At 64.7% G+C, this 18,916-nt stretch carries 16 protein-coding genes; 5 read left to right on the top strand and 11 right to left on the bottom strand.

The genetic code is table 11. The annotated features are described in order from the left end of the window. The first annotated feature begins 19 nt into the window (after window positions 1-19). The 5 genes from CH268_RS27265 to CH268_RS27285 are packed head-to-tail and all read left to right on the top strand — an operon-like array spanning window position 20 to window position 5,182. A complete protein-coding gene (locus CH268_RS27265; RefSeq protein ID WP_032368993.1) occupies window positions 20-568 on the top strand; it encodes a MaoC family dehydratase in 549 nt (182 codons plus the stop codon). Then, the gene (locus CH268_RS27270) at window positions 565-1,782 is read left to right on the top strand and encodes a CaiB/BaiF CoA transferase family protein (RefSeq protein WP_094666494.1); all 1,218 of its coding nucleotides are present in this window, start codon (window positions 565-567) and stop codon (window positions 1,780-1,782) included. Before CH268_RS27265 ends, CH268_RS27270 begins: the two co-directional genes overlap by 4 nt. After that, window positions 1,779-3,149 (top strand): MmgE/PrpD family protein, encoded by a 1,371-nt coding sequence (locus CH268_RS27275; RefSeq protein WP_094666496.1) that lies wholly within the window; start codon window positions 1,779-1,781, stop codon window positions 3,147-3,149. The genes CH268_RS27270 and CH268_RS27275 overlap by 4 nt, the downstream gene beginning before the upstream one ends. Window positions 3,150-3,188: 39 nt before the next feature. Further along, a complete protein-coding gene (locus CH268_RS27280) occupies window positions 3,189-4,352 on the top strand; it encodes an acyl-CoA dehydrogenase family protein (protein WP_032384865.1) in 1,164 nt (387 codons plus the stop codon). After that, on the top strand, window positions 4,349-5,182 hold the full coding sequence (locus tag CH268_RS27285; RefSeq protein ID WP_057474841.1) for an HpcH/HpaI aldolase/citrate lyase family protein: 834 nt from the start codon (window positions 4,349-4,351) through the stop codon (window positions 5,180-5,182). Before CH268_RS27280 ends, CH268_RS27285 begins: the two co-directional genes overlap by 4 nt. Before the next feature lie 2 nt (window positions 5,183-5,184). Here CH268_RS27285 and CH268_RS27290 read toward each other — a convergent pair whose 3' ends face one another. The 11 genes from CH268_RS27290 to CH268_RS27340 all read right to left on the bottom strand — a co-directional run bounded on the left by CH268_RS27290 (window position 5,185) and on the right by CH268_RS27340 (window position 18,837). Further along, window positions 5,185-5,562 (bottom strand): DUF6941 family protein, encoded by a 378-nt coding sequence (locus CH268_RS27290; protein WP_094666498.1) that lies wholly within the window; start codon window positions 5,560-5,562, stop codon window positions 5,185-5,187. 61 nt (window positions 5,563-5,623) lie between these two features. Continuing rightward, entirely contained in the window at window positions 5,624-6,934 is a 1,311-nt protein-coding gene (gene codB, locus CH268_RS27295; protein WP_094666500.1) for a cytosine permease, read from the bottom strand. Further along, window positions 6,931-7,395 carry a nucleoside deaminase gene (locus tag CH268_RS27300; protein WP_217900947.1) on the bottom strand — a complete coding sequence of 155 codons (465 nt, stop codon included), beginning with the start codon at window positions 7,393-7,395 and terminating at the stop codon, window positions 6,931-6,933. Before CH268_RS27300 ends, codB begins: the two co-directional genes overlap by 4 nt. An 87-nt stretch (window positions 7,396-7,482) precedes the next feature. Continuing rightward, complete coding sequence (locus CH268_RS27305; protein WP_094666504.1) at window positions 7,483-8,319, bottom strand: SDR family oxidoreductase; 837 nt, start codon at window positions 8,317-8,319, stop codon at window positions 7,483-7,485. A 9-nt stretch (window positions 8,320-8,328) separates the two neighbouring features. Further along, window positions 8,329-10,260: a hydantoinase B/oxoprolinase family protein gene (locus CH268_RS27310; RefSeq protein ID WP_032389507.1), complete on the bottom strand. Its 1,932-nt coding sequence runs from the start codon at window positions 10,258-10,260 to the stop codon at window positions 8,329-8,331. Beyond that, entirely contained in the window at window positions 10,260-12,359 is a 2,100-nt protein-coding gene (locus CH268_RS27315) for a hydantoinase/oxoprolinase family protein (RefSeq protein WP_094666552.1), read from the bottom strand. The genes CH268_RS27310 and CH268_RS27315 overlap by 1 nt, the downstream gene beginning before the upstream one ends. A gap of 248 nt (window positions 12,360-12,607) precedes the next feature. Further along, complete coding sequence (locus CH268_RS27320; protein WP_094666506.1) at window positions 12,608-13,270, bottom strand: SRPBCC family protein; 663 nt, start codon at window positions 13,268-13,270, stop codon at window positions 12,608-12,610. Beyond that, entirely contained in the window at window positions 13,267-15,747 is a 2,481-nt protein-coding gene (gene cutA, locus CH268_RS27325) for an aerobic carbon-monoxide dehydrogenase large subunit (RefSeq protein ID WP_094666508.1), read from the bottom strand. Before cutA ends, CH268_RS27320 begins: the two co-directional genes overlap by 4 nt. Beyond that, complete coding sequence (locus tag CH268_RS27330) at window positions 15,744-16,382, bottom strand: (2Fe-2S)-binding protein (protein WP_027497753.1); 639 nt, start codon at window positions 16,380-16,382, stop codon at window positions 15,744-15,746. The genes cutA and CH268_RS27330 overlap by 4 nt, the downstream gene beginning before the upstream one ends. Further along, on the bottom strand, window positions 16,382-17,296 hold the full coding sequence (locus tag CH268_RS27335; protein ID WP_094666510.1) for an FAD binding domain-containing protein: 915 nt from the start codon (window positions 17,294-17,296) through the stop codon (window positions 16,382-16,384). The genes CH268_RS27330 and CH268_RS27335 overlap by 1 nt, the downstream gene beginning before the upstream one ends. An 80-nt stretch (window positions 17,297-17,376) precedes the next feature. Beyond that, window positions 17,377-18,837 (bottom strand): uracil-xanthine permease family protein, encoded by a 1,461-nt coding sequence (locus CH268_RS27340; protein WP_045840797.1) that lies wholly within the window; start codon window positions 18,835-18,837, stop codon window positions 17,377-17,379. Between the last annotated feature and the right edge of the window lie 79 nt (window positions 18,838-18,916).

The raw sequence follows: 18,916 nt of genomic DNA on the forward strand, positions 1-18,916 counted from the left end.
ACCGACACGAGGAGACACGGTGGCAATCCATCCGGCCGTTCTGGGGCGCTTCTTCGACGACTACACCGTGGGGGACGTCTACCAACATCCCTTCGGGCGGACGATCACGGAGACCGACAACACGTGGATCACGCTGCTGTCGCTCAACACCAACCAGAACCATTTCAACGCGCACCTGGCATCGCAGAACCCCATCACCGATGGGAAGGTCATCGTCAACTCCGGCTTCACAGTCTCTGTGGTACTGGGACTTTCGGTGATCGACATGAGCCAGAACGCGATCTCGAACCTCGCCTTCACCGACATCAAGATGTCGCACCCGGTGTACGCAGGCGACACGCTCTACGCCGAAAGCATCTGCACCGGACTGCGTAAGTCCGAATCACGCCCCTACGCCGGCATAGTCTCGATGATCACTCGCGGCCTCAATCAAGATGGCGTCGAGGTTATTTCGTGGAAGCGCTCGGTCATGGTCGCCACCCGGGACAGCGGCATCGGGCAGAACTACTTCCCCGAAGCGCAGAACGGCCCGCTCGAACTTCCCCAGACTAAGGATTCCGACGCATGAGGCCACTCGAAGACGTCCGCATCATCTCGCTCGAGCAGTACGGCGCAGGCCCGTTCGGCAGCCTGCACCTCGCCGATTTGGGCGCGGATGTCATCAAGATCGAGGACCCCAGCGTCGGCGGCGACGTCGGACGCTACGTGCCGCCCTACAACGAGGGCGAGGACTCGCTGTTCTTCGAGAGCTTCAACCGCAACAAACGGTCTCTCTCCCTGGACCTTTCGACCCCGAGTGGCCGAGCGGTGTTCGAGGACCTCGTCCGTACCAGCGACGCGGTCTACTCCAACCTCCGTGGTGACGTGCCGGAGAAGATCGGCATCACCTACGACCAGCTCAAGCATCTCAATCCCGCGATCGTGTGCTGCAGTCTCACCGGTTTCGGCATGACCGGTCCGCGGTCGAAAGAGCCTGGCTACGACTACATCCTGCAGGGTCTCGCCGGCTGGATGAGCGTTACCGGCGACCCGGACGGCCCGCCCACCAAATCCGGTCTGTCGCTGGTCGATTACTCCGGTGGCTTCGTCGCCGCCATTTCGCTGCTGTCAGGACTGCACGCAGCCCGGCGCGACGGCATCGGCGGTGACTGCGACGTCTCGCTGTACGACACAGCGATGTCTCTGCTCACGTATCCCGCGACGTGGCATCTCAACGCCGGCTTCGAGCCGATCCGTACGAAGAACTCGGCGCACCCGTCCCTGGTGCCGTTCCAGGCCTTCGAGGCGACGGACGGTTGGCTCATCGTCGGCTGCGCGAAGGAGAAGTTCTGGGACCGGCTCGTCGTCGCCATCGATCGCCCGGACCTCGGTGCCGATCCGCGGTTCAGCAACTTCTCGCTGCGTGGCAAGCATCAGGACGTGCTGCTGCCGATCCTGGAAGAGGTGTTCGCCACGAATACCGTCGATCACTGGCTCTCGAAGCTCGGCCCTGCCGGGGTGCCTTCAGGTCCGATCAACGACGTCGAGCACGCACTCACCGAACCTCACACGCTCGCACGCAATCTCGTGGTCGAGACCGAGCACCCGGTCTACAACACGGTCCGTCAGGTCGCCTCACCGGTGAACTTCGGTTCCGAGGCCAAGCAGTACCGCCGAGCGCCGCAGCGCAACGAGCACTTCGACGACATCGTGCGCGAGCAACTGGGCTACGACGACGAACGCGTCGCGAAACTGAAGGCGGAGGGTGCCTTCGGTACGGCGAAGGACGAGGTTCGGGCGTGAGTTCGACGATCTTGGCAGAGTGGGCATCGAGTGTGACCGTTGCCGACCTGCCCGAGAACGTCCGGCACTCGGCGGCGCGACACCTTCTCGATGGCGTCGGCAATACCGTTGCGGCCCAACGTCTCGGCTACGGCCGACCGGGCTGGACAGTGGCCGACGCCCTCGGAGGCCCACCGGAGGCGCGGCCTCTCACCGGCACCCGAGGCCTGTCCGCACCGGCAGCCGCCTTCGCGACCGGGGTGATGCTGCATTCCCTGGACTTCGACGACACGCATGCGGGCGCACTGGTCCACGCGACGGCCGTATCTCTTCCTGCGGCATTCGCCGTCGGGCAGCAGGTATCGGCCTCTGGTGCAGACGTGCTGACCGCCGCAGCCCTCGGTCTCGAAACTGCCTGCCGCCTCGGTGAAGTCAGTCCGCACGGATTCCACGCTCGGGGCGTGCATGCGACGGCAGCCGTGGGACCGTTGACCGCCGCGCTCGTCGCCGGCCACCTCTCGAAGTTCGACACCGAAACACTGGTCAACGCCCTGGGCATCGCCGGGTCGTCCAGCTCGGGGCTGCTCGAGTTTCTCGATACCGACGCCGACACCAAGGCACTGCATCCCGGATCGGCGAGCATGAACGGTGTGCTTGCCGCCCGGCTCGCTGCCGCCGGTGCCACGGGACCATCGTCGGTTCTCGAAGGTCGACGCGGCATCTACGCTGCGCTGACCGATCGGCCGACGAACTTCGCGGCGTTGACGGAGGGGCTCGGCACGCGGTGGGAAGCCACCCGCATCGGCATCAAGCCGTATCCGAGTTGCCAGCTGATGCACGTGACGCTCGACGCGGTATCGGAAGCACTCGCAGACAATGCGGTTCACGTAGGCGAGATCGCCGACATCGAGGTCTTCGTGCACCCCGATTCGAGTCCCTTCGTGTGCGGCCCGAACACCGGGGTCGCGTCCCCGCGCAGCACCTACGACGGCAAGTTCGATCTGCCCTGGAGTGTGGCCGCGCTTCTGCACGACGGAGCGATCACCGTCTCGACCTACACCGACGAATCCATCGCGCGCGAGGACGTTCTCGTCACTGCCCGCAAGGTGCGGGTGACGAACCTCCCGTCCGAGGTTCCCGCGGCCGCCGCGTCGGGCAGGGCGGTTCTCACGCTCACCGACGGTCGAGTGCTCGACGCCTCCGTCGGCGGCAGTCAGGGATCCGCCGGGTTCCCGCTGAGCGACGACCGTCTGCTGGAGAAGTTTCTCGCCAACTGTGGCAACGACTCTCGTGCCACCGAATTGGCCGACCGCATCCTCGGGTTGGTCGACGAAACCGATTTGACCGCCATCCTCGACCTCGCCGCAGCCATCGCGCCGGCACCGTGACACTTCGATCGACGACACCCCAATCGACAGGACATCATCATGGACTTCACGTACGACGAGCAGCAGACGGCCTTCCGCAAAGCATTGCGCACCTTCGTCGACAAGGAAATCATCCCGGTCGCCAACGAGTGGGAGAAGACGGGCCGATACCCCACCGAGATCGTCGAGCACATGAAGGCCATGGGCCTGTTCGGCATCACGACCCCGGAGGAGTACGGCGGCCTCGACCTCGACAAGGTCTCGTTCACTTTGGTGTACGAGGAACTCGCCCGCGGATGGATGGGTGTCGCCGGAATTCTCGGCAGCCACAACCTCTCGTGCTGGATGATCGGCAAGCACGGTACCGACGAGCAGAAGAAGACACTGCTGCCCAAGCTTGCGACCGGTGAATGGCGTACGGGAGTCGGCCTGACCGAGCCCGGTGCCGGAACCGACCTGCAGGGCATCAAGACCACCGCCAAGCGCGACGGCGACCACTACGTCGTCAACGGTGCGAAGACGTGGATCACCAACGCGCGCCACGCGAATGTGCTTCCGGTACTGGTCAAGACCGACACCACCACGACGCCCGCGCACAAGGGAATGTCGCTGCTACTGATCGACACCACGACCGACGGGTTCGAGGTGCAGCGCGACATGGGCAAGCTCGGCTACAAGGGCACCGAATCGTGCGAGATCACGTTCACCGACGTACGGGTCCCCGTCGACGCAGTGCTCGGTGGCGTCGAGGGTCGCGGTCTGCAGCAGGCACTGTCGGGTCTCGAGATCGGCCGTCTCAACATCGCCGGCCGCAGCGTCGGCATCGCGCAGGCTGCCTACGACGCCGCCCTCGAATACGCCAAGCAGCGCACCGCATTCGGTCAGCCCATCGCCGAGTTCCAGGCCATCCAGCTCAAGATTGCCGACATCGCGACCCAGCTGCAGGCCGCACGCTTGATGACGTACTGGGCGGCGTCGCAGGCGGATTCGGGTAAGCGCGTGGACATGGAAGCGGGCATGGCGAAGTACTTCGCGTCCGAGGCCGCCATCACCGCCAGCCTCGAAGCGATGCGCATCCACGGTGGCTACGGATACTCCACCGAGTTCGTCGTCGAACGTCTCTACCGCGATGCGCCTCTCATGGCCATCGGTGAGGGCACCAACGACATCATGCGCACCGTCATTGCCAAGTCCCTCGTAGCGGGCACGGGCGTCATCGGATGAGGACCGCTCTGACGTACCTCTACGTCCCGGGGGATGTGCCGGAGCGGTTCGACAAGGCGCTGAATTCGGGTACCGACGCGGTGGTGTTGGATCTCGAGGACGCCGTCACTGCGGCGAACAAGGACCATGCGCGTGCGACGGTGGCCGCGTGGGTTGCCTCCTGCGAGCCGGGTGACGTGCAGATCTGGGTGCGTGTCAATCCTGGGGCGTTGCAGGAGAGCGATATTCGCGCGGTGTTGCACCCCAATCTGACCGGTATCTGGTTGCCGAAGGTGTCGTCTGCTCGGGAGATAGAGCAGGCCGACGCACTTCTCGGTGCGAGCGGCGTCGTGGTCTCGCCACTGATCGAGACGGCCGCCGGAGTGTTTGCCGCTCTCGAGATTGCCCGCGCGCCTCGGGTCAAGTTTCTCCAAATCGGGGAAGTGGACCTGGCCGCCGATCTCGGCGTCGACGGTTCCGCGGAGTCATTGTCGTTCGTGCGTGCTCAGGTGGTGGCGGCCAGCGTCGCGGCGGGGATCGATCCACCGCCTGCTGCGGTGTCGCGAAACTTCCGCGATGCCGAAGCGTTCGAGGCCGATACCCGCACTTTGGCCGGTCTCGGTTTTGTCGGGCGTGCGTGTATTCATCCGGCTCAACTCGGGCCTGTGCGAACGGTGTTCGTGCCGTCGGAGTCGGAAGTTCTGGAGGCAGAGCAACTGTTGGCCGACTTGGAACGTGCCACCTCAGGAGTGGCCGTCGACAGCAAGGGATTCCTGATCGACGAGGCTGTGGCCCGAACTGCTCGTCGAGTGGTGGAGCGCGGTGCCGCGCGGGAGACGATCAACAACTGACGTCAGCCGAAGGCGATGCGAAGCCCGACACTCGCTGTGGCCCCGCCGGCGCTGAGGATGAAGTTGTGCCGTCCTTCGTCCCGGAAGACCATCTGCATCGGCAGGAACCAGAATCGATTCTCGCCGGTGAAGCCGGCGCCGGGGATCTGGAGGCCCCGCTGATTGACGATGTGTTCGCCCTTCGCGTCGAGCACTTCGAGCGTCGTGGGGAAGTCCTTACCGATGTCGTCGGGTCCGGTCTGTAGCAGCGCGACCAGACGGCATTCGAGCATGCGGGTGTCGCGAGGGACCGTGCAGGTATCCCAGACACCGCCGAGAATGTCCAGCATGTCTTCGCTGACTCGCGCGTACTCGGCGAAGAACAGCCCGGTGATGATCATCGGTTTCGGCCACCTCTTTCGACCAACACTGGCGTCGGGGTTGACAGTCGTGTCGACAACCCTAAACGGCCAGGGAGCCATGTGCTGACGCAGCGGCGCGTCGATGCAGAACCACCGTCAGTGCGATGGCGACGATGATGCCGATCAACGGCGGGATTCCGATGTCGAGTTCCCCGGACAGCCAAGCAAGGAATGCGGCAAAGGCGTACACCGCGAGATGTCGCCAGTGCACGAGCGGGGGAGTGTGCCCCTCGGGGATACCCCGACGCCAGCGGCACAGGAAGTCTCCAATGAGAACACCGCCCAACGGAGGAATGAAGGTACCGAGCAAACTCAGGTAGTCGACCAGATGATTGTGCACACCGACGAGCGCGAGCAGGGTTCCGATTACGCAGCCGCCGATGATGAACGGTGCCTTGCGGGGATGCCGAAACATCTCTGCGCCGGCAACTCCGAAGGCATAGGCGGTGTCGGCGTTGCTCTTCCACAGGTTACCGAAGAGCAGAATCAGGCCCCAGCCGACGAGTCCCAGGTTGTAGAGAACCAGAACGAAATCGCCCTCACCGAAGGTGATTGCTCCGATCGCTCCGAACAGAATCATCATTCCGTTGCCGAGAAGGAACCCGATGATGCACGCCCACGCCGCTTGCGACCCGGATCGTGCGAATCGAGTCCAATTGGGTGCCTGTGTCCCCGCGGAGACGAAAGTGCCGACGACCGTCGTGATGGCGAGCGTGACCGTCATGGTCGTCGTGGGTGCGATCGACGTCAGACCGGAGAACCCACCGACCTCGTCGAGAGAGCGGGAGACCACCCAACACGCCAAGGCAATAATCAATGGCGTCGACACGACCGAGACCCAGTACATCCCGCGGTATCCGTAGCAGGCGGTGATGCACATGAGGATGCTCGCACCGATCATGACCGCCGCCCGCGCGGCATAGGACTCCCAGCCCAATGCCTGCGAGGTGAGCTCACCGATGGTGCCGATGATGACGCCATACCAACCAATCTGCGTACCACCGAGGAGCAACGACGCGAGCTTGGATCCGCGGGAGCCGAAGCTGTAACGCGCCATGAGCACGGTCGTCAAACCTGTACGTGCACCGGCAAATCCCATCATGGCCACGTACGCGCCCAGAATCGCCGAGCCGGCGACGATCACCAGGATGAGGGTCCAGAAACTGAACGCCGTGCCGAGCGCAGCACCGGCCAGCATTGTCGGCGTGAAGATGGTGAAGCCCAGCAGAACGATGGCCAACGAGAAGAACGGCTTGCGGGCAGTGCGGGGCACGGGCGTGACGGGGTAGTCCAGGTCGACCGGTTCGTCGGCCTTTTGTGCGGTGGACTCGTGATCGGCTCGGTTGCTCATGCCTCCTCGCCGATGTCTTCGAGCCACAGGCCTGGGCGCTCCGCCAACATGCGTTCCATGAGCTGCAGACAGGCGGGGTCGTCGACGACGTCGAGCTGTACTCCATGCTCGCGCAACAGACTCTCCGACATCTCGAACGAGCGGTTCTCGCCGATGACGATTCGCGGAATCTCGTACAGCAATGCGGTTCCCGCGCACATGAAGCACGGGGACAGGGTGGTGTAGAGAACGGATTTGCGGTACACCGAAGCCGGTAGTCGCCCCGCTCGCTCGATGCAGTCGGTTTCGCCATGACGAATTGCGCTGTCCATCTGCACGCGTCGGTTCCGTCCCACCGCCAGTACTTCGCCGTCGTGCACGAGTGCCGCGCCGATGGGAACGCCGCCCTCCTCCCAGCCGATCTGTGCCTGCTCGATGGCGAGGCCGAGAAAGTACTCATCGGTGCGTGCGGGATCGGTCACGGTTCCTCCTAGGCGTCTACGAACTGTGAACATTGTGCGCGTCGACAGTCGATCACGCGTCGCGAGATTGCCAAGGGGCGATCCGTCCTAGCGAATCAGAGCGCGAATCGGCGTCGGCGATCTACCCAGCAGAGCAGCGGTGACAACCCCGCTGGCGAGAAAATCGCGACCGTTGTAGTACTCGAACATGGCCGAGAGACGCTGTTGCGCATCGGAACTCAAACCGGTGCCGTGAAGGCTCATCCACTCGTCGACACCGATGGACTTCACCGACACCGCCCGACCGGTCATCGTCTCGACCAGACGAATCAGGTCTTTGACGCTCAGCATCTCCGGTCCGCCGAGCTCGTACGTCGATCCGTGGTGAATGTCCGCACCCTCGACCAGAATCCGGGCTGCCACCTCGGCCACATCGTCGAGGCTGATGAACGAGAACGTGGTGTCCAGGCTGTAGGGCACAGCAAGATCGGCAACAGTCCCGTCCAGAACCGCCTCAAAGTTCTGTGCATAGGCGCACGGCTGCAGGATGGTCCAGCGCAAGCCCCGCTCCGAACTGAAAGCACGTAGCGCTTCCTCGCAGCGGGCCTTGTCCATGTGATGCGGCATCCTCGGGCTGTAGGGCCACGCCACCGAGTGGTAGACGACGTGGTCCACTCCGGCGGACGCCGCCGCGTCCAGCGCCCGCAAGACTAGAGCCGGCTCGTCCGGATGCACATTGGGCGCAATGAAATACACCCCACGGCACCCGGTGAAGGCCTCGGTAAGGCCTTCACCGGTCTCCAAGTCCACCGGATAATCCGGCGCTGAACGGCTCAGCCGCCGCACCAGTGCAATGCCGTCGAGTGCATCTGCGACGGCTCTTCCGGTCTTACCCGTGGCACCGAGGATCGCGATGTCGGTGCCACGGGAAAAAGTGAGCGCCATCAGCGAATCTCAGCGATCGATGAAGTCGTACTCGGCGAACTTCGCGCCGCCGGAGAGGCGTTCGTAGCCCGGCCCACGATCGAAGAACGGCTCATCGAGTCCGCGTGCATTGCGCATCTCCGCGCGGAGCTTCTCCGATGCCTCGACATCCGCGGTCGCTGTGCCCTCGGCAATCACGACGCCGTAGTCCGTGGCCGCGAACTCGCGAGACACTTTGCCCCACAGCACGTCCTGTTCCACCGATTCGATGGGACGTTCCAGGGGATCGCCCCAGCCGCCGCCACCCGTCGTGCGGATACGGATGGTGTCGCCCGCCAGGATCGGCTCGGCATCCGTCAACGCGTCGAACTCACGCTCGTTGGGCTGGCCCGGATTCAGCGTTACCGAGAACGATCCGCCGGCCTTGCCGCCCTTGACGCCCCAGCACGCGAGAATCGAACGGTCGGCGATGGACATGAAATGCGCATCCTTGAGCATGCGGATGTGCTTCTCGTAACCGAGGCCGCCGCGGTAGCGTCCGGCACCGCCGGAATCCTTGGCCAGTCCCAGCTTTTCGACGATGAACGGGAAGCGGCTCTCGGTGAACTCGGTCGGCAGGTTCCGCGAATCGGGCACAACGTGGATGGTGTCTTCACCGTCCGCGTAATGCCGTCCACCGGAGCCGCCACCGAGCACCTCACGCATGAGGTACGAGTTGCCGTCGAAGTCGTCGCCGTACACGCCCGTGTAGCGGATGGTTTCCTGATCGGCAGGCATGTTGCCGTCCACAGCTTTTGCCACGACGCCGGCGAGCACACCGAGCAGACGCAGGATGACGAACGTACGAGCGTTGGTCGGGGCCGGGAAGATCGGGGTGATGAGCGTGCCCTTCTCGGGGAACTTCATCTCGATCAGCGGGATGACGCCCTCGTTGACGTCGAGCTCGGCCATGCGCTCGGGGGAGTCCGCGAGGTTGCGGAGCACCGGCGCAAGCCATTTGGCCAGGAAGTTGCCGTCGGCGTAATCACCACAGTGGTTGATCGGGCCCTTGGCCTGCGGTCCGGTGCCGGTGAAGTCGAGGATGAGTCGCTCGCCGCGCTCGTCCTCCGGACCGGTCTTGGTGAGCGTGATCCGCTGAACGTGCAACATGGGCTCGTCGACGCCGTCGTGCTCGGCGTAGTCCTCCCAGGTGTATTCACCCTTGGGGATCTTGCTCAGGATCTCGCGACGGTAGATCTCGGTGGTGGCATCCATCATCGAGTCGAAGCACGCCTCGACGGTATCGACGCCGTAGCGCTCGTACAGCTCCGTCATACGCCGGGCACCCATGAGGCACGCCGAGCATTCGGCGTCGAGATCGGCGGCCAACGCGTCGGGCATGCGCGAGTTGCGCGTCATGATCGTCAATGCAGCCTGGTTGGGTACGCCCTGATCCCACAGCTTGATCGGCGGAACCATCAGGCCCTCTTCGTACACGGTGGTGGCACCGGACGGCATGGAGCCGGGGCAGCAGCCGCCGATGTCGTCGTGATGGCCGAAGGCCTGCACGAAAGCAACGACCGACGGCTCGGTGTCGCCGGGCTTCGTCGCGAACACCGGCACCGTGACACAGAGATCAGGCAGGTGGCCGATGCCACCCTCGGAGAGATAGACGTCGTTGTGGAAGTAGACGTCACCCGGCTTCATGGTCTCCAGCGGGAAGTCGCGGGCAACCGGATGCACCAGCGCGGAGTAGGAACGCCCCGTCAGCTTGCGCAGATTGCGGTCGTGGATTCCGGCGCGGAAATCGTGGGCGTCACGAATCATCGGGGACCGCGACGTCCGCGAAATGGCCGTCTCCACTTCCATTTCGACGCTTGCGAGGTAGCCGGCCACGATCTCGACGAGAACGGGATCAGGCGCAGGCGCGTCGACCGGAGAGAGCCGGTAGGGCTTGTTGTTCACCATGTCGATGACGGTCATCAGTTCGCTCCGTTCGAGTCGAGAGTGCGGGTGATGCGGACGTTGCCGAACGTGTCGATGCGGGCGGAGAAGCCCGGATCGATCGGCACGGTGGAGCTGAATTCTTCGATGACGGCCGGTCCGGTGATCGTGTCACCGGCTCCGAGATCCGCACGGCTGTAGATCGCGGTCTCGTGCCAGCCGTCGAAGTACGCCTGACGCGTTCCGGTGCGGGCACTTTCGGCTCCGGTGCCGGCGGCGATCTCCGACAGCACGGGGCGCTTGATGGGGCCGATACCGCTGACCCGCAGGTTGACCCACTCGACGAACTGACTCTGATCGCCGCGGAAGTCGTAGCCGTACAGCTCGCGGTGCGCTTCGTGGAAGGCCTCGGCGGCCTGATCGATGCTCGCCTGGGTGATCTCGCCGTCGGCGATCGGGACACGCACCTCGAAGGCCTGACCGAAGTAGCGCAGATCGGCCGAGCGTGCGTAGCGACGATCCTCGGCCGCAAAGCCCTCACCGGCGAGCGCCTCGTCGGCCCGAGAGGCCAGCACGGCCAGCTCCGATTCCAGATCCTCGACGCGCAGACGGTCGTGCCGGCTGACATGCGTCTGCACGTAGTCGTTGCGCACGTCGACGGTCAGCAAACCGAACGCCGACACGTTGCCCGGGTTGAGGGGTACCAGAACATCTTTCAGACCCAGGATGTCCACCAGGCGGCAGGCCAGCAGCGAGCCGGAGCCGCCGAACGTGACGAGCGTGAAGTCGCGAACGTCGAGACCACGCTTGACCGAGATCTGCCGCAGCGCATTGGCCTGGTTCCAGGCCGACACCTCGAGGATGCCGGTGCCACAGGCCTCGACTTCGAGCGAGAGCTGATGCGCGAGGTCTTCGATGCCCTTGCGCGCCAGATCGGTATCGAGCGGGATCTCGCCGCCGAGCAGGTGAGGAGGAATGCGGCCGAGCAGAACGTGGGCATCGGTGATGGTGGGAGCGGACCCACCGTTGCCGTAACACATGGGGCCGGGATCGGCTCCGGCAGAATGCGGCCCGACGCGCAGCGTTCCCTCGGGTGTCATCCAGGCGATCGAGCCGCCGCCCGCGCCGACGGTGACGACGTCGATCATCGGGATCTTCGACGGGTAGTTGCCGACGCGTCCCTCGGTGGTGAGCGCGGGCTCGCCGCGGACCACGACGGTCACGTCGGTGGAAGTGCCGCCGCCGTCGCAGGTCAACACCTGTTCGACGCCTGCAGCGCTGGCCACCAGGGCCGCACCCAGCGCGCCGGCGGCCGGCCCGGAGAGCACGGTGGTGATGGGCTGGTGCACAACCTCTTTGGCGGAGAGGACGCCACCGTTGGACTTCATCACGTAGAACGGCACGTCGCGTGCATCACCGGATTCGGTGGCGAACTCACGCAGGCGGTTCGCGATGTTGTTGACGTAGCTCCGAATGTTCGGCTTCACGGCCGCGTCGACCAATGTGGTGATGGCGCGCTCGAATTCGCGGTACTCACGCAGTACCTCGGTGGAGATGGAGACCGTCGCCTCGGGGTATTCCTCGAGCAGGATGTCGCGGACACGCTGCTCGTGATCGGGGTTGGCATAGGAGTGCACCAGGCACACGCCGAGGGTCTTGACGCCCTCTGCCTTGAAGAATGCTGCTGCCGCGCGTACGTCGTCGTCGTTGAGAGGGCGAATCTCGTTGCCGTCGAACGAGAGCCGGCCGCGGATTGTGCGGACGCGGTGCGCGGGCACGATGCGATCGGGCTTGACCCAGAAGTACGAGTTGCCGTAGCCGTCGGGTACCGACTGGCGCGCGATCTCGAGTACGTGCTCGTAGCCTTCGGTGGTGATGAACCCCAGGTTCTCCACCTTGCCTTCGAGCAGCTTGTTGGTAGCGACGGTGGTGCCGTGGCTGACGGCGCTGAGCGAATCGCCGGATACGCCGAGCTGGCGGAGTACCTTGTCGATGCCGGTCAAAAATCCCTCGGCCGGATCACTCGGCGTCGACGGAGTCTTGGTGGTCACCATGGCTCCCGACTCCTCGTCCACTGCCACGACGTCGGTGAATGTGCCACCGGTGTCGATACCGACCCGAATCTTTCGTGGTTCCACGCTTCCTCCTCGATATGGTTCGTAGGCCACGCGTCCGTTGATCGGATCGGCGGGTACCTGACGTGTACTCACATTCGACCCGTTCTGCGTCTCAGTATCTTTGGCACAAGGTGCCAAACTCCGGCCGAGCATTTGAGCTTCGCGCGCCCTGCACCGGCGTCGAATTGGCAGTACTTGCAACGACAAAGGCCGCTCACCCCCGATGGTTGGGATGAGCGGCCTTTGTCGTGAGCCGTGACGGCGCGGAGCTACCGGTGACAGGACGAGCGAGTGAGCAGTCCGCCCAACACGACTCCGGCCAGTGCGAAGCCTGCGCCGGCTGCGGCGGCCAGCAGTGTGCCGCGGACGGACTGCGCAGCGACGGGTGCACCGGCACTCACAGCGCGCCCGGCGGCGACGGGCGGGGCAGTGGGGGTGGTGACGGAATCGCTGGCTGATACCTCCGCGGGCGCAGCAGCGGCCTCCGGCACCCCGTTGGCGATGACGCCGTCGAGGCCGTTGAAGAAAACCCCCGCCATCTTCTTGGCGACACCGGTGATCATGCGCTGACCGACCCCGCCGACCATTCCGCCGACCACGGCGTCGGCGTCGTAGCTGAGCATCGTGCCGCCGCCCTCGGTGGGCTCGAGCTTGATGGTGACGTCGGCGCGCACCGTGCCCGGTGCGCCGGCACCGGAGGCGGTCATGACGAACGACTCCGGCCGGTTCTGTTGCGAGAGCACCACTTCACCGTCGTAGGTGCCCTTGATGGCCGCGACGCCTGCGGTGATCGAGAGCTTGTAGTGATCATCGCTCAACTGCTCGAGCGATTGCACTCCGGGGATGGTCGCGGCCAATACTCGGCCGTCCTGCATGCTGTCGTAGACCTCGGCGGGCGGTGCGGCCAGCGTTGCGGTTCCTGCGATTCTCATGAAATCTCCTCGGTTGGCTGGGCGACCGCGTGGGTCAGCCGCAGCTCGTACAGGTCGGACGGTGAAATGGGCATCGAGGTGATCGAGAAGCCCTCGGCGTCTTCGACGGCGGCCGCGATCACGGCACTGGTGGGGATGACGCCTGCTTCGCCGGCACCCTTCATGCCCAACGGATTGAGCCCGGACGGGGTGACGGTGTGGTCCATCTCGATGGTCTCGGGAACCTCGGTGACGAACGGCATGAGGAAATCCATGAACGAGGCGTTCAGCAGCTGCCCGTGCTCGTCGTAGGCGATCTTCTCGTACAACGCACCGCCGATTCCCTGGGCGACACCGCCGTGAATCTGACCCTCGACGATCCGAGGGTTGATGACGTTGCCGCAGTCGTGCACCACCGCATACCGCTCGACGTGGATCTCGGCCGTCACCCGATCGGTCTCCACGATCGCCGCGTGGATGCCTGACGCGAAGGTCGAGCGCGGGGGAGAGTAGTAACCGGTGGCTTCGAGGCCCGGCTGCTCGCCCTCCGGCACCGGCGGGATGGTCATGTCGGTGTCCAGCTTGGCGAATCCGGTGGCCTGCCTCGACTCCTTGTCGAAGGCGTAGCGCAGCGGATTGGACAGTACGGCAACCACACCGAGGGAGATAGACGTGCCCTCTGCTCCGGGTTCGGTGCCGATCTTGCACACGTAGCCGCCGCGTAGTTCCAGCTCGACGGGGTCGAGATCGAGGGCGCGGCCGGCGATGATCTTCGCTTTCTCGGCGACCATCTGCGCGGCCACGTGGAATGCCGAGCCCGACATCACCGCTCCGCGGGAGGCGAATGTGCCGACGGCATAGCCGAATCGACGAGTGTCGCCGGTGGTGATCTCGACGTCGGCGATGGAGACACCCAGATCATCGGCGACGATCTGCGCGAACGTCGTCTGATGGCCCTGGCCCTGAGTCGTCAGACCCGTTGCGCCCTTGATCTTTCCCGAGTTCTCGATGAGCACGTGCGCGCCCTCGTACGGCCCCGGGCCGGTGCCTTCCACGTAGGCACCGACACCGATGCCGACGGTGCGGCCCTGAGCTGCGGCCTGCTTCTTGTATTCGGGGAAGCCGTCCCAGTCGATCAGCGCCTTGAGCTTGTCGATCCCGGCCTGGTAGTCGCCGGTGTCGTAGATCAACGGTCGACCGTCCTGGAACATCAATCCGAAGTCGTAGGGCATCTCCTCGGGCCGGATCAGGTTCTTCTCGCGGACCTCGAGGCGGTCCTTGCCGAGGTATTGGGCGATGGCATCCATCGAGCGTTCCATCGCGAATACACCCTGCGGGCGGCCTGCTCCGCGATACGGAATGACGATGACGGTGTTGGTGTACAGCGAATAACCGTTGCAGCGGAACGAGACCGGCTTGTAGGGCCCGAGTACCTGCGTCGCGGTGTTGATCAGCACGATGATGCCGTACGGCAGGTATGCGCCGTTGTCGTGCCAGACGGTGAAGTCGAACGCCAGCAGCCGTCCCTCGTCGTCGAAACCGAGGGTGACCTCTTGGACCTGTGCACGTTCGTGCGCACTCGAGATGAAATGCTCGCGGCGGTCCTCGACCCACTTGACCTCGTTGGAGATGCCGGCGCGGCCGAGCTGCCTGGCTGCCCACGTCACCATGACCTCCTCCGGCCACGGGTGCATGATCTTGACGCCGAAGCCGCCACCGACGTCCGGGGCGATGCAGTGAATCTTGTTCATTGCCATGCCGAGTCGCGCCGCGACGGCCGCGCGCACCGACGTGGAGGTCTGCGTGGACGACCAGAAGGTCAGGGTCTCTTCGTCGCTGTCCCAGCGCGCGTAGACGCCTTTGCCCTCCATCGGCATCGCCGCCGAACGCTCGATGTTCAGGTCGAGGGTGATGCGGTGTGGTGCAGCGGCCAGTTCGGCGTCGATGTCTCCGAAACCGTGCTGGAGGTGCGCGGCCACGTTGTCCGGAACGTCGTCGTGTACTCGCCGAGCCGCGACGCGCGCGGTGTCGATGCCGACCACGGGTTCGAGGATGTCGTAGCGGACGTCGATGACCGCACAGGCATCCTCGGCCACGTAGCGGTTCGTTGCGATGACCATGACGATGGCCTCACCGACGTGATTGACCTCGTCCTTGGCGAGCGGGAAGCCGTTGCGTGGAGCCACGATTGCCGGATGGGGGATCAGCAGCGGCAGCCCTTCGGCCATCTCGGCCGAGTCCGCTTCGAGATCGTCGTAGGTGTACACCGCGTGCACGCCCGGCATGGCCAGCGCGTCGTCGATGTCGATGGCCGTGATGCGTGCATGTGCGTGAGGGGAGCGAACGAAGGCAGCGATCAGCGCGCCGTGACCGAGGTCGTCGAGATACTTGCCCTTGCCGCTGAGCAGGCGTTCGTCCTCCGACCGCGACAGCGGCTGGCCGAACAGGGGAGCGGTGTTGGTGGGAGTGTGCGGCGGTGCGGTGCGCGTGGTGCTCATGCTCGGCCCATCCGTCCGCCGACGGGACTGGTGGATCCGCGTACCTTGCGGTCGAGTGCGGCACGACTCGACTCGTCGTCGGGACCGAGCGGAAACTCGCCCGCCCGCTCACGTTTGATCTCGGCAGCGCGCAGCACCGAGGCCTTGATGTTCTGATAGCCCGTACACCGACAGATGTTGCCGGCGATGGCCTCGGTGGCCTCCTCCTGCGTCGGTGAATCGTTTTCGTCGAGGAACGCGGCGATGGTGGTGACGAATCCCGGTGTGCAGAAACCGCACTGCAGACCGTGGCAGTCCTTGAAGGCCTGCTGCACGGGATGCAGGGTGCCGTCCGGCTCGACGAGGCCTTCGACCGTGGTGACGGTCTGCCCTTCGAGGCTGGCGGCGAGCATCAGGCAGGCGCGGACGGGCTTGCCGTCGAGGAGCACCGTGCACGCGCCGCACACGCCGTGCTCGCATCCCACGTGGGTGCCGGTCTGACGAAGGTCGTGGCGGATGGCGTCCGAGGCAAGGGTGCGGGCCGGAACGACGATCGTCTGCTTGGTTGCGTTGAGCGTGAACGTCACCTGTACGTGTTGTTCACCGGTCTCCGCCATCAGATCGTCCAACTGCTGTTCGATATCTGTTGTCTTCATCAGTGGTTCACTCCGGAATCGGCGTGCTGCGGGTGAGTGGAGGTGGACGACGCGCCGTCGACTGCGGCGGCCATCACCACCCGTGCGGTCAGTGCTGCGACGAGTTGGGATCGGTACGCCGCGGTGGCGTGAATATCGGACTCGGTCTCGACGCGTCGACGTGCGTCCTCGGACAACGCGTTCCACTTCGGATCACGTGCGTCGGACACGGAGGCCCCACCGATGACATCGGTGTAGTCGACGACCTCGCCGAATTCTCCGGCGGACACATACGTGACGTGCGCGGTGCGTACTGCGTTGTCGGCAACGGTGACGCGAGCCGCCACTCCGACGAGCGCGTAGTCACCGTGTCGGCGGGCAACCTCGTCGATGGCCGTGCCCTCGCCGGATCTGGCGGCGGGAACCGTTGCGGCGATCGCGATCTCGTCGGTTTCGAGCGAGGACTCCAGCGGCCCGAGGAACAGATCCTTCGCCGCGATCTGTCGGCGGCCGCGGACGGACTGCACCGTCACCGTACCGTCGAGCAACCGGATGACGGCAGGCATCTCCGCCGACGGGTCGGCATGCACGATGGATCCAACGGTGGTCCCACGGTTCCGGATGGTCGCGTGGGCCACCAACTGCAGTGCCCGTCCGAGCAACGGCTGCGTCTGAGCGGCAGCCCGGTTCGACGCGAGCGACGCGTGCGTGGCCAGGGCCGCGAACGTGACGCCCGACTGGGTCGACCCGGTGATGTCGTCGAGACCGTCGATGCCGGTGATGTCGATCAGGTTCCCGGGAGCGGCCAGGCGCATCGACAGCATCGGAATGAGGGACTGACCGCCGGCCAGCACCTTGCCGTCGACCTCGGCCAGGATGCGGCACGCCTCCTCGATCGACCGCGGCCGATGGTATTTCAATGGAGAAGGTTTCATATCCCGATCCTGCCTGCCTGTGCCTGTAAGTGTTTCGTCAAGAGGTGACAAACGTCACGCCCCAGTGTTGCAATCGCTCGTTACCGCAACGGCTTCAGGGTGTCGACCTCGCCGGCAACCCCGTCTCCGTCGCTGCCGTCGGAACGTGCTGTGGTAGAGGAGGATCGATGCCGAGGCGACGCGTCGACCGGTGTCTTCATGTGGGCCGGGGCAATGCGAGCGCACAGGTGGTAGAGCCCGATAACGACGATCGTGCCGAGGGAGATGCCGCTCAACGAGAACGAATCGCTGAAGACGAGCGAGGTGTCGCCGATCGCGATGATCAGACCCGCGGCAACCGGCATCATGTTGAGCGGGTTGCCGAAGTCGACACCGTTCTCGCGCCAGATCTTGGCACCCAGCAGGCCGATCATGCCGTAGAGGACGACGGTGATACCGCCGAGTACGCCGCCGGGGGTGGCGGAGATCAGCGCGCCGAACTTCGGCGAGAATCCGAGGATCATGGCGATGATTCCGGCCGCCGTGTATGCCGCCGTCGAATAGACCTTGGTCGCCGCCATGACGCCGATGTTCTCGGCGTAGGTCGTCGTCGGTGAGCCACCGACCGAGCTGGCCATGACCGTTGCGATGCCGTCGGCAGCGAGTGCCCGGCCCATCATCGGGTCGAGATCGTCACCGGTCATCTCCGCGACAGCCTTGACGTGTCCTGCGTTCTCGGCGATCAGAGCGATGACACCCGGGAGGACGAGCACGATGAAGGCGAGGCTGAACGACGGTGCGTGAATGCCGACGATGCCGTTGGCCTCGTCGCTGAACGGCGGGAGCCCGAACCACTGCGACGCCTCGACACCCGACCAATTGACGCGGAAGTGCTCGGTGACCTCGCCGGCCGTGGCGTCGTAGGACGTGATGGGCCCGGATACGAGGTCGAGGATCCAGGACAGTGCGTACCCGAAGACCAGCGACAGCAGAATTGCGATCCGACCGAGGAACCCGCGCAACGCCACGCTCATGACGATGAGCACGAACATCACTGCGAGAGCGACCCATTGGTCCTGTGGCCAGTAGGTGCTGGCGACGACGGGCGCGAGATTGAAGCCGATCAACATGACTACCGCACCGGTGACGACCGGGGGCAGCACCCGCACCACGACGCCGCCGCCCATGAAGTGGATGGCGAGCCCGGCGAGAGCCAGGACGAGGCCCGATACGAGGATGGCACCGGTGACCTCGGCCGACGTTCCACCCTGCGCTCGGATGGCCGCGACACCGCCGACGAACACCGCGGACGTGCCGAGGTAGCTGGGGATGCGGCCCTTGACCATGAGTAGGAAGAAGATGGTGCAGAAGCCCGACATCAGAATGGCGAGTTGAGGATTGAGTCCCATGATGATGGGGAAGACGAATGTGGCCCCGAACATCGACACCACATGCTGGCCGCCGAGACTGATGGTGCGGCCCCAGTTCAACCGTTCGTTCGGCGCGACGACGTCACCCGGTCGAACATTCTTTCCGTCTCCGTGAATCTTCCAGATAGGCATGTCGAGCCTTTCTCCAACGTATCGAACCGGGGTGGTTCGCGGGATGGGTAAAGCATTGTCCTGCAACGTTACTGACGCA

The sequence above is a fragment of the Rhodococcus sp. 06-1460-1B genome, assembly GCF_002258475.1.
In the GTDB taxonomy this organism is placed as follows: Bacteria; Actinomycetota; Actinomycetes; order Mycobacteriales; family Mycobacteriaceae; genus Rhodococcoides; species Rhodococcoides fascians.

Excerpts from the sequence above, each read along its gene's own strand:
- CH268_RS27280 (WP_032384865.1), top strand. The coding sequence starts at position 3,189 with ATGGACTTCACGTACGACGAGCAGCAGACGGCCTTCCGCAAAGCATTG.
- CH268_RS27270 (WP_094666494.1), top strand. The coding sequence starts at position 565 with ATGAGGCCACTCGAAGACGTCCGCATCATCTCGCTCGAGCAGTACGGC.
- CH268_RS27330 (WP_027497753.1), bottom strand. The coding sequence starts at position 16,382 with ATGAAGACAACAGATATCGAACAGCAGTTGGACGATCTGATGGCGGAG.
- CH268_RS27290 (WP_094666498.1), bottom strand. The coding sequence starts at position 5,562 with ATGATCATCACCGGGCTGTTCTTCGCCGAGTACGCGCGAGTCAGCGAA.
- CH268_RS27320 (WP_094666506.1), bottom strand. The coding sequence starts at position 13,270 with ATGAGAATCGCAGGAACCGCAACGCTGGCCGCACCGCCCGCCGAGGTC.
- codB (WP_094666500.1), bottom strand. The coding sequence starts at position 6,934 with ATGAGCAACCGAGCCGATCACGAGTCCACCGCACAAAAGGCCGACGAA.
- CH268_RS27310 (WP_032389507.1), bottom strand. The coding sequence starts at position 10,260 with ATGACCGTCATCGACATGGTGAACAACAAGCCCTACCGGCTCTCTCCG.
- CH268_RS27335 (WP_094666510.1), bottom strand. The coding sequence starts at position 17,296 with ATGAAACCTTCTCCATTGAAATACCATCGGCCGCGGTCGATCGAGGAG.
- CH268_RS27285 (WP_057474841.1), top strand. The coding sequence starts at position 4,349 with ATGAGGACCGCTCTGACGTACCTCTACGTCCCGGGGGATGTGCCGGAG.
- cutA (WP_094666508.1), bottom strand. The coding sequence starts at position 15,747 with ATGAGCACCACGCGCACCGCACCGCCGCACACTCCCACCAACACCGCT.
- CH268_RS27340 (WP_045840797.1), bottom strand. The coding sequence starts at position 18,837 with ATGCCTATCTGGAAGATTCACGGAGACGGAAAGAATGTTCGACCGGGT.
- CH268_RS27305 (WP_094666504.1), bottom strand. The coding sequence starts at position 8,319 with ATGGCGCTCACTTTTTCCCGTGGCACCGACATCGCGATCCTCGGTGCC.